The 14398-nt window shown below is 44.5% G+C and carries 19 protein-coding genes and 5 tRNA genes; all 24 read left to right on the forward strand.

The window, feature by feature from the left end; translation table 11 throughout:
- Window positions 1-2: 2 nt before the first annotated feature.
- A complete protein-coding gene (gene rplD / locus K5L93_RS12560) occupies window positions 3-608 on the forward strand; it encodes a 50S ribosomal protein L4 (RefSeq protein ID WP_016403495.1) in 606 nt (201 codons plus the stop codon).
- Window positions 605-907 carry a 50S ribosomal protein L23 gene (gene rplW / locus K5L93_RS12565; RefSeq protein WP_016403496.1) on the forward strand — a complete coding sequence of 101 codons (303 nt, stop codon included), beginning with the start codon at window positions 605-607 and terminating at the stop codon, window positions 905-907. The genes rplD and rplW overlap by 4 nt, the downstream gene beginning before the upstream one ends.
- A gap of 12 nt (window positions 908-919) precedes the next feature.
- Window positions 920-1750, forward strand: coding sequence for a 50S ribosomal protein L2 (gene rplB / locus K5L93_RS12570; RefSeq protein WP_220720160.1), 831 nt, complete (start codon window positions 920-922; stop codon window positions 1748-1750).
- A gap of 11 nt (window positions 1751-1761) precedes the next feature.
- The gene (rpsS, locus tag K5L93_RS12575) at window positions 1762-2040 is read left to right on the forward strand and encodes a 30S ribosomal protein S19 (protein WP_026959667.1); all 279 of its coding nucleotides are present in this window, start codon (window positions 1762-1764) and stop codon (window positions 2038-2040) included.
- A gap of 11 nt (window positions 2041-2051) precedes the next feature.
- The gene (rplV, locus tag K5L93_RS12580; RefSeq protein ID WP_016403499.1) at window positions 2052-2384 is read left to right on the forward strand and encodes a 50S ribosomal protein L22; all 333 of its coding nucleotides are present in this window, start codon (window positions 2052-2054) and stop codon (window positions 2382-2384) included.
- Between the two features lie 10 nt (window positions 2385-2394).
- Window positions 2395-3093, forward strand: coding sequence for a 30S ribosomal protein S3 (rpsC, locus tag K5L93_RS12585; RefSeq protein WP_016403500.1), 699 nt, complete (start codon window positions 2395-2397; stop codon window positions 3091-3093).
- 11 nt (window positions 3094-3104) lie between these two features.
- Window positions 3105-3515, forward strand: coding sequence for a 50S ribosomal protein L16 (gene rplP / locus K5L93_RS12590; protein WP_016403501.1), 411 nt, complete (start codon window positions 3105-3107; stop codon window positions 3513-3515).
- A complete protein-coding gene (rpmC, locus tag K5L93_RS12595) occupies window positions 3515-3706 on the forward strand; it encodes a 50S ribosomal protein L29 (RefSeq protein ID WP_016403502.1) in 192 nt (63 codons plus the stop codon). The genes rplP and rpmC overlap by 1 nt, the downstream gene beginning before the upstream one ends.
- On the forward strand, window positions 3706-3951 hold the full coding sequence (gene rpsQ / locus K5L93_RS12600; protein WP_016403503.1) for a 30S ribosomal protein S17: 246 nt from the start codon (window positions 3706-3708) through the stop codon (window positions 3949-3951). The genes rpmC and rpsQ overlap by 1 nt, the downstream gene beginning before the upstream one ends.
- A gap of 181 nt (window positions 3952-4132) precedes the next feature.
- Complete coding sequence (locus K5L93_RS12605; protein ID WP_220720161.1) at window positions 4133-6337, forward strand: GumC family protein; 2205 nt, start codon at window positions 4133-4135, stop codon at window positions 6335-6337.
- Window positions 6338-6406: 69 nt separating this feature from the next.
- A complete protein-coding gene (coaA, locus tag K5L93_RS12610) occupies window positions 6407-7360 on the forward strand; it encodes a type I pantothenate kinase (RefSeq protein WP_220720162.1) in 954 nt (317 codons plus the stop codon).
- Window positions 7357-8424, forward strand: coding sequence for a UDP-N-acetylmuramate dehydrogenase (gene murB, locus K5L93_RS12615; RefSeq protein ID WP_220720163.1), 1068 nt, complete (start codon window positions 7357-7359; stop codon window positions 8422-8424). Before coaA ends, murB begins: the two co-directional genes overlap by 4 nt.
- Entirely contained in the window at window positions 8411-9373 is a 963-nt protein-coding gene (gene birA / locus K5L93_RS12620; RefSeq protein WP_220720164.1) for a bifunctional biotin--[acetyl-CoA-carboxylase] ligase/biotin operon repressor BirA, read from the forward strand. Before murB ends, birA begins: the two co-directional genes overlap by 14 nt.
- 111 nt (window positions 9374-9484) lie before the next feature.
- Window positions 9485-9560, forward strand: a tRNA-Thr gene (locus K5L93_RS12625).
- A gap of 42 nt (window positions 9561-9602) precedes the next feature.
- Window positions 9603-9686, forward strand: a tRNA-Tyr gene (locus tag K5L93_RS12630).
- Between the two features lie 37 nt (window positions 9687-9723).
- Window positions 9724-9798 (forward strand) — tRNA-Gly (locus K5L93_RS12635).
- 4 nt (window positions 9799-9802) lie between these two features.
- Window positions 9803-9878: transfer RNA gene (locus K5L93_RS12640), tRNA-Thr, on the forward strand.
- A gap of 94 nt (window positions 9879-9972) precedes the next feature.
- Window positions 9973-11157, forward strand: coding sequence for an elongation factor Tu (tuf, locus tag K5L93_RS12645; RefSeq protein ID WP_220720165.1), 1185 nt, complete (start codon window positions 9973-9975; stop codon window positions 11155-11157).
- 186 nt (window positions 11158-11343) lie between these two features.
- A tRNA-Trp gene (locus tag K5L93_RS12650) sits at window positions 11344-11419 on the forward strand.
- Window positions 11420-11473: 54 nt separating this feature from the next.
- Window positions 11474-11851, forward strand: coding sequence for a preprotein translocase subunit SecE (gene secE / locus K5L93_RS12655; RefSeq protein WP_016404044.1), 378 nt, complete (start codon window positions 11474-11476; stop codon window positions 11849-11851).
- Window positions 11851-12396, forward strand: a complete 546-nt coding sequence (gene nusG, locus K5L93_RS12660; protein WP_016404043.1) for a transcription termination/antitermination protein NusG — start codon at window positions 11851-11853, stop codon at window positions 12394-12396. The genes secE and nusG overlap by 1 nt, the downstream gene beginning before the upstream one ends.
- A gap of 124 nt (window positions 12397-12520) precedes the next feature.
- A complete protein-coding gene (gene rplK, locus K5L93_RS12665) occupies window positions 12521-12949 on the forward strand; it encodes a 50S ribosomal protein L11 (protein ID WP_220720166.1) in 429 nt (142 codons plus the stop codon).
- 4 nt (window positions 12950-12953) lie between these two features.
- Entirely contained in the window at window positions 12954-13655 is a 702-nt protein-coding gene (gene rplA / locus K5L93_RS12670; protein ID WP_220720167.1) for a 50S ribosomal protein L1, read from the forward strand.
- 241 nt (window positions 13656-13896) lie between these two features.
- Window positions 13897-14391, forward strand: a complete 495-nt coding sequence (rplJ, locus tag K5L93_RS12675; protein ID WP_220720168.1) for a 50S ribosomal protein L10 — start codon at window positions 13897-13899, stop codon at window positions 14389-14391.
- Window positions 14392-14398 lie beyond the last annotated feature (7 nt).

Here is a 14398-nt window from a genome sequence, read left to right on the forward strand (position 1 = left end):
TAATGGAATTGGTATTGAAAGACGCGCAAAGCGCTCTTGAAGTTTCCGAAACTACCTTCGGACGTGACTTTAACGAAGCGTTGATTCACCAGGTAGTAACTGCATACGCTGCAGGTTCTCGCCAGGGTTCTCGCGCTCAAAAAACACGTTCTGAAGTATCAGGTGGTGGTAAGAAACCATGGCGTCAGAAAGGTACAGGCCGAGCTCGTGCCGGTACTATTCGTAGCCCAATTTGGCGTAGCGGCGGGGTAACCTTTGCAGCTAAGCCACAAGATCACAGCCAAAAAGTTAACAAGAAAATGTATCGCGGCGCAATCCGCAGCATCTTGTCTGAACTTGTTCGTCAAGAACGTTTGATTGTGGTTGAGAAATTTGCTGTTGAAGCGCCAAAAACTAAAGAGTTAGTTGCTAAGTTAAAAGACTTCGATCTTAACGATGTATTAATCGTTACTCCTGAAGTTGACGAAAACTTATTCTTGGCCGCACGTAACCTATATAAAGTAGACGTACGTGACGTAGCTGGTATTGACCCAGTTAGCTTGATTGCCTTTGATAAAGTGTTGGTAACTGCTGATGCAGTTAAACAAATTGAGGAGTGGTTAGCATGATCAGCGAAGAACGTTTGTTGAAAGTTCTAGTAGCTCCACATATCTCTGAAAAGAGCACTATGTCTGCTGAAGCCGATAACACTATCGTATTCAAAGTAGTGAAAACCGCTACTAAAGCAGAAATCAAAGCTGCAGTTGAAAAACTATTCGAAGTTGAAGTGACTGGTGTTACTACCTTGAACCAAAAAGGTAAAACTAAGCGTCACGGAGCACGTTTTGGTCGCCGCAACGACGTGAAGAAAGCGTATGTAACCTTAGCTGAAGGTGCAGACATCGACTTCACCGGTGCCGCAGAGTAAGGAGTATCTTAAATGGCTATTGTAAAATGTAAGCCTACATCTGCTGGTCGTCGCCACGTTGTTAAAGTGGTTAACCAAGACCTGCACAAAGGCAAGCCTTACGCTCCTTTATTGGAAAGTAAGTCTAAGTCTGGTGGTCGTAACAACCGCGGTGTAATTACCGTTCGTCACATCGGTGGTGGTCATAAGCAACACTACCGTTTGATTGACTTCAAACGTAATGACAAAGACGGCATCCCTGCGAAAGTAGAGCGTCTAGAATACGATCCAAACCGTAGCGCAAACATTGCACTTGTATTGTTTGCTGACGGTGAGCGTCGTTACATTTTGGCACCTAAAGGTGTTAAAGCAGGCACTCCGCTAATGACTGGTGTTGATGCACCAATCGAAGCAGGTAACTGTTTGCCAATGCGCAACATGCCAGTAGGTTCTACTGTGCACGCGATTGAAATGAAGCCTGGTAAAGGTGCCCAAATGGCACGTTCTGCTGGTGCTTACGCTCAAATCGTTGCGCGTGATGGTGCATACGTAACTCTACGTCTACGTAGCGGTGAAATGCGTAAAGTTTTATCTGATTGTCGCGCTACATTAGGCGAAGTGGGTAACGCTGAGCACATGCTACGTAAACTTGGTAAAGCTGGTGCAACGCGCTGGCGTGGTGTTCGTCCTACCGTTCGCGGTGTGGTAATGAACCCAGTTGATCACCCACACGGTGGTGGTGAAGGTCGTACATCTGGTGGCCGTCATCCAGTTACTCCATGGGGTGTTCCAACCAAAGGTTACAAAACTCGTAAAAACAAGAGTACGGATCAATATATCGTACGCCGTCGTTCTAAGAAATAAGGGGAATCGCCATGCCACGTTCTCTCAAGAAGGGTCCATTCATTGACCTACACTTGTTGAAGAAGGTAGAGAAAGCGGTGGAAAGCGGGGACAAGAAACCATTGAAAACTTGGTCTCGTCGCTCAATGATCATTCCACAAATGATCGGTTTGACCATCGCTGTCCATAATGGTCGTCAGCACGTTCCAGTATTTGTTACCGATGAAATGATCGGTCATAAACTGGGTGAATTTGCGCCAACTCGTACTTATCGCGGCCACGCTGCTGATAAGAAAGCGAAGAAGAAGTAGGAGTCTAAATTATGGAAGCTTTAGCTAAACATCGTTTTGCTCGTGGTTCTGCGCAAAAAGCTCGCCTGGTTGCAGATCAAGTACGTGGTCTACCAGTTGAAAAAGCACTTGTTACGTTGCAATTCAGCAGCAAAAAAGCAGCAGGACTTGTTAAGAAAGTTCTAGAATCTGCCATTGCTAACGCTGAGCACAACGAAGGTGCTGATATTGATGAGTTGAAAATCACCAAAATCTTCGTAGATGATGGTCCAACTCTAAAGCGTATTCGTCCTCGTGCTAAAGGCCGAGCCGACCGTATTATCAAGCGTACCAGCCACATCACTGTGGTTGTGTCTGATAACTAGGAGATAAGCAATGGGTCAGAAAGTACATCCTAATGGTATTCGCCTAGGTATCGTAAAACCATGGAATTCAACCTGGTATGCCGATAAAGGTGAATACGCAGATAACCTTTACAGCGACCACAAAGTGCGTCAATTCTTAACTAAAGAATTGAAAAGCGCTTCTGTATCTCGCATTACTATTGAGCGTCCTGCTAAGAGCATTCGTGTAACTATTCACACTGCTCGCCCAGGTGTTGTAATTGGTAAGAAAGGTGAAGATGTTGAAAAACTTCGCAAGAACGTAGCTAAATTAGCTGGCGTACCTGCGCAAATCAATATCTCAGAAGTTCGTAAGCCTGAGTTAGACGCTAAATTAGTAGCAGACTCTATCTCTAGCCAGCTAGAGCGTCGTGTTATGTTCCGTCGTGCGATGAAGCGCGCCGTACAAAACGCAATGCGCCTAGGCGCTAAAGGTATCAAGGTTCAAGTTAGTGGTCGTTTAGGCGGTGCAGAAATTGCTCGAGCTGAATGGTACCGTGAAGGTCGTGTACCGCTACACACTTTACGTGCTGATATCGATTACTCAACTTCAGAAGCGTTGACTACTTACGGTATCATCGGCGTTAAAGTTTGGATCTTTAAAGGCGAAGTACTTGGCGGAATGCCAGTGGCTGCAGCACCTGAAGCTCCTTCTAAGCCGAAGCGCGGTAACAAGCGCAACGCTAAATAGGAGAACCGGGAATGTTACAACCAAAACGTACTAAATTCCGTAAGCAACACACTGGTCGTAACCGTGGTTTAGGCAAAGGACAAAACGTGTCTTTTGGCGACTTCGGTCTTAAAGCGACTGGTCGTGGCCGTCTTACTGCTCGTCAGATCGAAGCAGCACGTCGTGCGATGACTCGTCACATTAAACGTCAAGGTAAAATCTGGATCCGTGTATTCCCAGACAAGCCGATTACTCAAAAGCCTCTTGAGGTTCGTATGGGTAAAGGTAAAGGTAACGTGGAATACTGGGTAGCCCAAATTCAGCCAGGCAAAGTTCTGTATGAAATGGACGGCGTTTCAGAAGGTCTTGCTCGCGAAGCTTTCGAGCTTGCTGCGCGTAAGTTACCTATTAGCACCACTTTTGTAACGCGGACGGTGATGTAATGACAGCGAACGAACTTAAAGATAAAAGTGTTGAAGAGCTTAAAGCTGAGCTACTAAACCTGCTTCGTGAGCAATTCAACTTGCGTATGCAAGCAAGTACTGGTCAATTAGCCCAAACTCACTTGCTTAAAAACGTACGTCGCGATATCGCGCGTGTGAAAACAATTCTGAATCAGAAGGCAGGTGCGTAATGAGCGATATCCGTACATTGCAAGGTAAAGTAGTTAGCGACAAAATGGACAAGTCTATCGTTGTTGCTATTGAGCGTCAGGTTAAACACCCTATTTACGGGAAATACACCAAACGCACTACTAAGCTACATGCTCATGATGAAGCTAACGTTGCCGCTCAAGGCGATGTAGTTACCATCAGAGAATGTGCTCCAATCTCTAAGACTAAGTCTTGGACTTTGGTAGACGTAGTAGTTAAAGCCTAAGCTTTAAAACTATGAAAAAGGCTCCCAGTGGGAGCCTTTTTTCGTTTATTAATAATAATTATATTATTATTGCTTTTTGCAGCATGGAGCATTTGTTCTACCGACAATTCCAATATTTCCTAATTGCATGTAGCCCGCCGAGCTGGCAGTATCATTCAGTTGTAGGAAATTGATTTGGCTAATGGAGTCCACCTTTAGGTTCATGGAAGAGCAGAAGTCGCCACAAAATAGAGAGAGCAAAGAAATCGATTTGCGTCATCTTTTTGTTACTTTGTGGCAAGCAAAATTAAGCATTATATTGGCAGTAATGATGACATTGCTGCTAAGCATGCTGTACGTAAAAGCACTGCCTTCTTTATATCAAGCTTCTTCAAAATTAATGATCGGCTACAGCCAAGCAAAAATGGTTGCTGTTGAAGATGTTTACAATTTTGATACTCAAGCAGAAGCTTACTTTAATACCGAAACTGAAATACTTCGCTCTGAACGGATAGCTCTCGCAGTTATTCATCAATTAGATTTACAGCATCATCCCGAATTTTTACGCAAACCGATCGCGCCTTGGCGTTACTGGTGGCAGGTCATTACTCTTGGCTATAGCTCACAGTTTAGTGCCGCTAATTCGCCCAGCGAAGCCCAGATTTTGAGGGTTTTTAAAAGCCGCTTATCGGTAACCCCGTTACCTAAAAGTCGTCTAGTAGAGATAAGTTTCAGAAGCTGGGACAAATTACTGGCTCAACAAGTCTCTATTGCCGTTGCTGAGGCGTATATTGAGTACCATCGTAGCTCCAGTGAAGCAGCAACCGACCAAACTATTGGTTGGTTGCTGCAAGAGCTGAACAGGTTGAAATCTGCCTTACAAAGCTCTGAAGTTGAATTACAGCTGTATCGCGAACAAGAAAATCTGGTTGACCAAGAAGGTATCCTTGGATTGATTGGTAAAGAGCTGCAGCAGCTTACTACTCAACAATTAGAAGCCCAAAGGATTAAAAGTGAGGCCAGTGCGCTATGGAATTTGGTACGACGCACGGCCAAAGGTGACTTGGACAAGCTTACCTCTTTAAGCGAAATCCAACGTGACCCGATGGTACAAAATATAAAACGACGCCGTATCGAGCTTGAACTAGAGCAAGCTGATTTAGCTAAGCGTTATGGACCCAAGCACCCTAAAAGGGTGTCGTTAACGGGAGAAATATCGCGGGTTGAACTTGAACTGCGCAGCCAAACCGATTTTATTATTTCTGGCATAGAGAAAAGCTACCAGTCTGCAGTGGCACGTGAAGCTGCGTTGTCTGAATCCTTGCGTTTAGCTAAGGTGAGGTATCAAGACCTAAGTCGTAAAACTACCCGTTTTAACCAACTTACTCGTGAAATCGAAAGTAATACTCGTTTGTATAACACTTTCCTTGAGAAATTTAAGGAAGCCGAGGCTGCAGAAGGTTTTAATCGCGGTTATGCACAGTTGGTTGATAGCGCACGGATCCCTGAGTCACCGATTAAACCTAAGAAAGCGATTATCGTGATACTGGCAGGCATGTTAGCTGGAATACTTAGCGTTGTCTTTGTCTTACTTAAACAAGCCATGTCGCGCACTTTCGCTACTGTAGATGAGCTAGAAACTGCCCTCAACGTTGAAGTCATCGCGGAAGTCCCAAAAGTAAAAGTACGAAGCAACAAGTGGTTAAGGCAAGGCGTTCACCCTTGGTTAGGGGAACCGCTGCGCTCGTTACGAGCCCGTCTACAAATGCGACCTAATCGTGGTCAAGTCGTATTGTTTACCTCAGCCCTAGAAGGTGAAGGTAAAACGAGCATTACCATTCAAACAGCTTCTGCATGTAGTGATGTAGAGAAAGTATTGCTGATTGATGCTGACTTGCGTCGAGCTTCCGTCTCTACCTATTTAAACTATCCATTATCGCAACCGGGCTTAACTCATTTGCTGGCGCGCACTCATTCTGTGTCGCAGTGTATTCATCGCGATAACCAATTGGGCTTTGACGTGCTTACCGCTGGGTTGATTGACCGCCATTCAACCTCGCTGTTGGCATCGAAGAAGTTCAAATTATTATTAAAGGGTCTGCGTCAGCATTACGATCGGATTGTTATTGAAACTGGACCATTGATGCAGGTGAGTGATGCGGTAATGGTTGCTCCGTCGGTTGATGCTACCTTATTGGTAGTGCAAGCTGAACGCACCGATGGTAAATCGATAGAAAACGCGCTAAGCAAGTTAGCGCGAATGGACTTGGAAATTTCCGGTGTAGTGTTCAATAAAGTCGCCCGCAATAAACGTGCTTACGACTACGACCTTCCTTCGGTACATCTAGTTGAACGTAGCCCTAAAGTCATTCCTTTACACGAAGACAAGTTTCGCAAACAGGGTTAAATCCTGCCTTAAGCTGGAGAGTTATTTAGTTTTGGTATATGGTTGTGCCGCACTATATAGGAAGGGCCCATGCCAGCAACTTACACTACCTCGCCGCATGCGTTTAGTTATTTAGATTTTGAACGCGAAGCTTGGTCAACACTCCGTCAATCTGTACCGCTTACTCTTACTGAAGATGATCTGGAACGCATTCGAGGCATCAACGAAGCGTTGTCTTTGCCTCAGGTTGTTGATATTTACCTGCCATTATCTCGCTTGCTCAACTTATACGTTAAAGCGCGCCAAGACCGCCGCGAAGTATTAGCTAATTTTTTAGGTAGTGGAAAACATGTACCTTATATTATTGGCGTTTCAGGTAGTGTAGCTGGTGGTAAAAGCACCACGTCGCGGATCTTACAAGCTCTTTTGCAACGGTGGCCAGAACATCCTAAGGTGGATATTGTAACAACCGACGGCTTCTTATTGCCTAACGAAGAGCTTGAAGCGCGCGGTTTAATGCAGCGCAAAGGATTTCCGGAAAGTTACGATCAAAAAGCCTTAGTTGATTTTGTAGCTGCGTTAAAATCTGGTGAAGAATCTGTGTCGGCACCGGTATACTCCCACCTCTCTTACGATATTGTAAAAGACAAGCAGATTAAAGTAGAGCAACCCGACATTGTTATTTTGGAGGGCTTAAATGTGCTGCAGTCAGCACGTGATTATCCGAACCAGCCTCGCCAGGTATTTGTTTCTGACTATTTGGATTTTTCTATTTTTGTCGATGCAGATCCCGAGCAACTAGAAACGTGGTACATCGAACGCTTTCAAAAGTTACGAGCCAGCGCATTTACCCACCCCAGTAACTATTTTCATCACTATGCCCAGCTTGATGACATTGAAGCATCAAAGGTAGCTAAAAAAATTTGGTCATCGATTAATTACGTTAATTTGATTGAGAATATTTTACCTACTCGTGAGCGCGCAGATTTAATTCTAGAGAAAAGTGCTAACCATGAAGTTAGCCGGGTGAGATTAAGAAAATGAGTGTAGTGTCGGCTATTAAACGCGACGTTGATTTAACTAGCTACAACACTTTTGGCTTGGCTGCTAAAGCCAAATATTTTGTAGAGCTAACAAATTCGAACGATATTGGCGAGTTGGTGAGTTGGATACGTGCTGAACAGCTACCTTGGATGGTAATTGGTGGAGGTTCTAACTTACTGCTTCTTGAAGACTTTGCGGGCCTAGTGGTGCTAAACCAGCTGCGAGGTATTGAAGTGAGCGAAACAGCTGACAGTTATTCTATTAGGGCAGCGGCGGGTGAAGATTGGCATAAATTTGTAAAATGGACTGTAGAACAAGGAATGCCCGGTTTAGAAAATTTGGCACTTATCCCTGGTACGGTAGGAGCCTCACCGGTACAAAATATTGGAGCTTATGGAGTGGAACTGGCTGATGTATGTTCCGAGGTTGAATATTATTCGATACACTCTAACCGCACACAAGTTATTAGCTCTGAAGATTGCCAGTTTGCCTATCGAGATAGCATCTTTAAAAGCGCCTTAAAAGACCAAGTTATTATCAGTCACGTGACTTTTAAGCTGAATAAATCTTGGCAAGCCAAATGCGAATACGGTGGTTTAAAGCAGCTAGAGGCAGATATTAGTGCTCAGACGATTTTTGATGAAGTATGTAAGATGCGCATTAGCAAACTTCCTGACCCACAGGTATTAGGAAATGCTGGGAGCTTTTTTAAGAATCCATTAGTGAGTAACGAACAGCTTGCTAAATTGTTGTGTCGCTATCCCGATATGCCTAATTACTCTGCTACAAACGGCCTGTCTAAGCTAGCTGCTGGTTGGTTGATCGATCAACTTGGCCTTAAAGGATATACTGTTGGCGGAGCAGCAGTGCATCAAGATCAAGCTTTAGTCTTAGTAAATATAGCCAATGCAAAAGCGATTGATTTACTTGCGTTATGTCGTCACATTCGCCAGCAAGTTTGGCAACGTTTCGATGTGCTATTGCAGCCGGAGGTTCGCTTCATAAATAGTATTGGTGAGGTTGAGCCAACACTTGTTTTAGGAATGCCTGATGCAGGAGAGTAAACCTTATCAGTTGATTAAAGCGCTGGCACCGGGGGAGTTTTGCTCAGGCGAAAGTTTAGCTAAGCAACTAAAAGTATCAAGAACCACAGTTGCTAGTTATATCAAACAATATAGCGGACTTGGTTTAGACATTTATAGCGTTAAGGGCAAAGGCTATCGTTTAGCTGATTCACTTTCTTTGTTAAACGCAGCCCGGCTAGAACTAGCTCTTCCCCAAAATCGCCCTATAGTTATCGACCAGTTAGACTCCACTAATGCATGGTTAATGAACCACATAGATACTACTGACCACGGTCAACTCATTTTGGCTGAATATCAAAGTGCAGGTAGGGGGCGGCGAGGTAGAGCATGGCAAACGCCTTATGCGGGTCAACTTTGTATGTCCTTACTGTGGCGTCTGCAAGATGGTATTGAAGCTGCCATGGGACTGAGCTTAGCGGTAGGCCTCGCTATTGTGGAGGCGTTAGAAAATGTCGGTTTTAAAGAGCTAGGATTAAAGTGGCCTAATGATATTTACCTGCAAGGTAAAAAGCTCGGTGGGGTATTAATAGAGCTACAAGGCCATGCAAACAGTGAAGTGAGTTTAGTGGTGGGCTTGGGGGTAAACGTTAAAGTAGGAAGTTTACAGGCTGAACTAATTGATCAAGCATTTGCGCAGTTACAAAGTCATTCCAAATTACCAATTAATCGCACTGAATTAGCCATAGCTATTGTTGAATCTTTGAATCAGATGTTCGAGGTATTTCGGTTGCAGGGCTTCGCTGCACTGCAGCAACGCTGGAATCGCTATGATATTTTTGCCAATCAAGCGGTGAGTTTGCGTTTTTCTGAGGAGCGGCAGTTGAAAGGGCTCGCCAAAGGCGTGGATAAACAAGGCCAATTGTTGCTTGAAATTGATGGTCAACATCAAGCCTTTATGGCCGGTGAAGTATCGCTACGCGGCCAATAATTGAGCCCGCTGGCTGATTTTTGCGCGTTCACATCAATCCTTAGTTTTTTTTTCCATTTGGTTGTTGCATTTAATAAATGCATTACATAGAATGCGCAGCACTTAAGCGATGCCGATTTAGCTCAGTTGGTAGAGCAACTGACTTGTAATCAGTAGGTCGCCAGTTCGACTCCGGCAATCGGCACCATCTCTTAAGTGTAAGGCTTCACCTTATTAAAGGTGACAGTGTGGGGGGGTTCCCGAGTGGCCAAAGGGAGCAGATTGTAAATCTGCCGCGAAAGCTTCGATGGTTCGAATCCGTCCCCCCCCACCATTTATTTTGGTAGTAGGTCGTCTTCCAAAGGTTTGATGCGGGCATCGTATAATGGCTATTACCTCAGCCTTCCAAGCTGATGATGCGGGTTCGATTCCCGCTGCCCGCTCCACAGTGCTGATATAGCTCAGTTGGTAGAGCGCACCCTTGGTAAGGGTGAGGTCGGCAGTTCGAATCTGCCTATCAGCACCACATTCCTTTTTTAGTCTCCCTATTACTTTTTACCGGTCGGTAAGCGTAAACCAATGGTGCTTTGTACCAATGACCTTTATCCAGAGGGACTATTATGTCTAAAGAAAAATTTGAACGTTCAAAACCGCACGTAAACGTTGGTACAATTGGCCACGTTGACCACGGTAAAACAACTCTAACAGCTGCTATTACCAACGTACTTGCAAAAGTATACGGTGGTGAAGCTAAAGATTTCGCAGCAATCGATAACGCTCCAGAAGAGCGCGAGCGCGGTATCACCATTTCTACTTCACACGTAGAGTACGACACACCAACTCGTCACTACGCACACGTAGACTGTCCTGGACACGCCGATTACGTTAAAAACATGATCACTGGTGCAGCACAAATGGACGGCGCTATCCTAGTAGTAGCGTCTACAGATGGCCCAATGCCACAAACCCGTGAGCACATCCTACTTTCTCGTCAGGTTGGTGTACCTTACATCATCGTATTCATGAACAAATGTGACATGGTAGACGACGAAGAGCTTCTAGAATTAGTAGAAATGGAAGTACGTGAACTTCTATCAGAATACGAATTCCCAGGTGATGACATTCCAGTAATCCAAGGTTCAGCGCTTAAAGCCCTAGAAGGCGAAGAGCAATGGGAAGCAAAAATCATTGAGCTTGCAGAAGCACTAGATTCTTACATTCCAGAGCCAGAGCGTGACATCGACAAGCCATTCCTACTACCAATTGAAGATGTATTCTCAATTTCAGGTCGTGGTACGGTAGTAACAGGTCGTGTAGAGCGCGGTATCATCAAAGTTTCAGAAGAGATTGAAATTGTTGGTATCAAAGAAACTACAAAAACAACCTGTACAGGTGTTGAAATGTTCCGCAAGCTTCTAGACGAAGGTCGTGCAGGTGAGAACTGTGGTATCTTGTTACGTGGTACTAAGCGTGATGACGTACAGCGTGGTCAAGTATTGGCAGCTCCTGGTTCAATTACTCCACACACCAAGTTTGAAGCAGAAGTATACGTACTAAGCAAAGACGAAGGTGGCCGTCACACGCCATTCTTCAAAGGCTACCGTCCACAGTTCTACTTCCGTACAACTGACGTAACTGGTGCAGTAGAGTTACCAGAAGGCGTAGAAATGGTAATGCCAGGCGACAACTTGAAATTTGTTGTAGAGCTAATTTGCCCAATCGCGATGGACGAAGGTTTACGCTTCGCAATCCGTGAAGGTGGCCGTACAGTAGGTGCGGGTGTTGTAGCTAAAATCTTCGAATAAGAAGACTAGCACAGCAAGAAAAAGGTCGCGTAAGCGGCCTTTTTTGTTTTTAAAGGCAAGATCTTTAAGTATTGCTCTGGTGTTATAAATACCTGGGCAATTTATTGTTTGCCTAGTCGCGTTTTTTCGACATTCAAGGGTTACAATCTTGAAACAAAGTGCCTATAATGTCGGGCTTCGTGCTATAGGGGTGTAGTTCCAATGGCAGAACGTCGGATTCCAAATCCGAATGTTGGGAGTTCGAATCTCTCCACCCCTGCCACTATCCCTATATGAAGGGATTTATGATTTTGTGGGATTATTTGTAGGTTGTTTGATGAGTACCAGTACTGAAAACCAAAGTGGGTCGTTAGATGGCCTAAAATGGGCATTAGCTGCTCTAATTTTAATCGCCGCTGTTGTAGGTAACTACCTATATACAGATATGTCGATTTTGGTGCGTGTAATCGGTGTTGTGATTGCCGTGATTGCTGCTTTAGGCATTGCATCGCAAACCAATAAAGGCAAGCAAGCCTTCGAATTTGCTAAAGAGTCGCGTATGGAAGTGCGCAAGGTTATCTGGCCTACTCGTCAAGAAGCCATTCAAACTACCATGATTGTATTAGCTGCTACTGCATTCATGTCTCTAATTTTGTGGGGTCTAGATGCGATATTGGTTCGCCTAGTTGCCTTTGTTACAGGGGTAGGTATCTAATGACTGAAGAGCGCAAATTGCGTTGGTACGTGGTTCAGGCTTTTTCTGGCTATGAAGCTCGCGTATCTAAATCATTAAAAGAGTACATCCAAATTCATTCTATGGAAGATTCTTTTGGTGAGATTCTAGTACCAACTGAAGAAGTAGTTGAAATGCGCGCTGGTCAAAAACGTAAGAGTGAGCGCAAGTTCTTCCCTGGTTACGTTTTGGTTCAAATGGACCTAAATGATGAAAGCTGGCACTTAGTGAAAAGTGTGCCACGGGTACTAGGCTTTATTGGTGGAACGGCAGAGCGCCCTGCACCAATTTCAGATAAAGAAGCTAAAGCTATCTTGGATCGCTTGGATGAAACCAGCGATAAGCCAAGACCAAAAACTCTATTCGAACCAGGCGAAGTGGTTCGTGTTACCGATGGCCCATTCGCCGACTTCAACGGTACTATCGAAGAAGTGGATTACGAAAAGAGCCGGGTAAAAGTATCTGTATTGATTTTCGGCCGAGCTACGCCAGTAGAGCTAGAATTCGGACAAATCGAGAAAGGCTGATAAAAAATAAACAATCAGTTGTTTTTAGGGCAGGGGATCGACTATAATCCGCTGCCCTTTGTTCTATCGGGAAGCTAATCGCAAGTGCGAAAGGCGTTTGAACCCAAATTAAGGTAAATTTAAAATGGCTAAAAAAGTCCAAGCTTATATCAAGCTTCAAGTTGCTGCGGGTGCCGCAAACCCGTCACCACCAGTTGGTCCTGCTCTAGGTCAACATGGTGTAAACATCATGGAATTCTGTAAAGCATTCAACGCTAAAACAGATTCAATTGAGAAAGGCGCACCAGTACCTGTAGTTATTACAGTATATGCTGACCGTTCTTTCACTTTTGAAACCAAAACTCCACCTGCTTCTTACTTATTGAAGAAAGCGGCTGGCATCAAGTCTGGTTCTGGTGTTCCAAACAAAGAAAAAGTTGGCAAAGTAACGCGCGCTCAACTAGAAGAGATTGTTAATACTAAAGCAGTAGATATGACTGGTGCTGACGTAGAGGCAATGGTTCGTTCAATTGAAGGTTCTGCCCGTTCTATGGGCTTGGTTGTAGAGGGCTAATACGATGGCAAAACTTTCTAAGCGCATGCGTGCGATCAACGAAAAAGTTGATTCAACAAAAGAATACCCAGTAAACGAAGCGGTTGCTCTTCTTAAAGAGTTAGCGTCAGCTAAGTTCCTAGAAAGCGTAGATGCAGCGGTTAACCTTGGTGTTGACCCCCGTAAATCTGACCAAAACGTTCGTGGTGCTACGGTACTACCACACGGTACTGGTCGTAACGTTCGTGTTGCTGTATTTACTCAAGGCGCTAACGCCGAAGCTGCTACTGAAGCTGGTGCTGACGTAGTTGGTATGGACGACTTGGCTGCTCAAGTTAAAGCCGGTGAAATGGACTTTGACGTAGTAATTGCTTCTCCAGATGCAATGCGCGTTGTTGGTCAACTAGGTCAAATCCTAGGTCCACGTGGTTTAATGCCTAACCCTAAAGTGGGTACAGTTACTCCTAACGTAGCTGACGCAGTTAAACTAGCTAAAGCGGGTCAGATTCGTTACCGCAATGACAAAAACGGTATTATCCATACTACTATTGGTAAAGCCGATTTTGATGCTGACAAGCTTAAAGAGAACCTTGAAGCGTTGGTTGTAGCTCTTAAAAAAGCGAAACCTGCTCAGTCTAAAGGTCAATTCATCAAGAAAGTTAGCCTATCAACCACTATGGGTGCTGGTTTAACAATTGATGTGACTTCTTTAGATACTCAAGCTTAATTATTTACAAAGCGCAAAATTTATACTATTATTTTGCGCTTTGTATTTATGGGTCAGGGCTTATGCCCTCATCCAAGACCGTAGGTGCTAGTTTCTAGCTTAATCTCCTACGTAGATGGTGAGGAAACCCAAGAATAATTTTTTATTCTGGACAACCAAACCGTAAAGGCCTCTAAATCTAATGATTTAGAGGGAAGTAAACACCAGATTTATCTGGTATTGGAATCCAGGAGTAAAGCCAATGGCCTTAAGACTCGAAGACAAGAAGCAAATTGTTGCTAGCGTCAACGAAGCTGCCAAAGGTGCACTTTCTGCAGTAGTTGCTGATTCACGTGGCGTAACTGTAGATGCGATGACTTCACTTCGTGCAAAAGCACGTGAAGCTGGCGTATCTATGCAAGTGGTTCGTAATACCCTTGCTCGCCGTGCAGTAGCTGGCACAGACCTAGAGTGTCTTACTGAGACATTTACTGGTCCTACTTTGATTGCCTTCTCTAACGAGCACCCAGGTGCTGCAGCGCGTCTATTTACAGACTTCGCTAAAGAGCAAGAAAATTTCGAAGTACGTGCAGCAGCATTTGAAGGTGCATTAGCAGACGTAAACGTTCTTGCAAAACTACCAACTTACGAAGAAGCAATTGCCAAGTTAATGGCAACTATGAAAGAAGCTTCTGCAGGCAAGCTGGTACGCACTCTGGCCGCGCTACGCGATCAAAAAGAGTCAGAAGCAGCATAATTTGCTT

This window comes from Agarivorans litoreus (assembly GCF_019649015.1).
Classification (GTDB): Bacteria; Pseudomonadota; Gammaproteobacteria; order Enterobacterales; family Celerinatantimonadaceae; genus Agarivorans; species Agarivorans litoreus.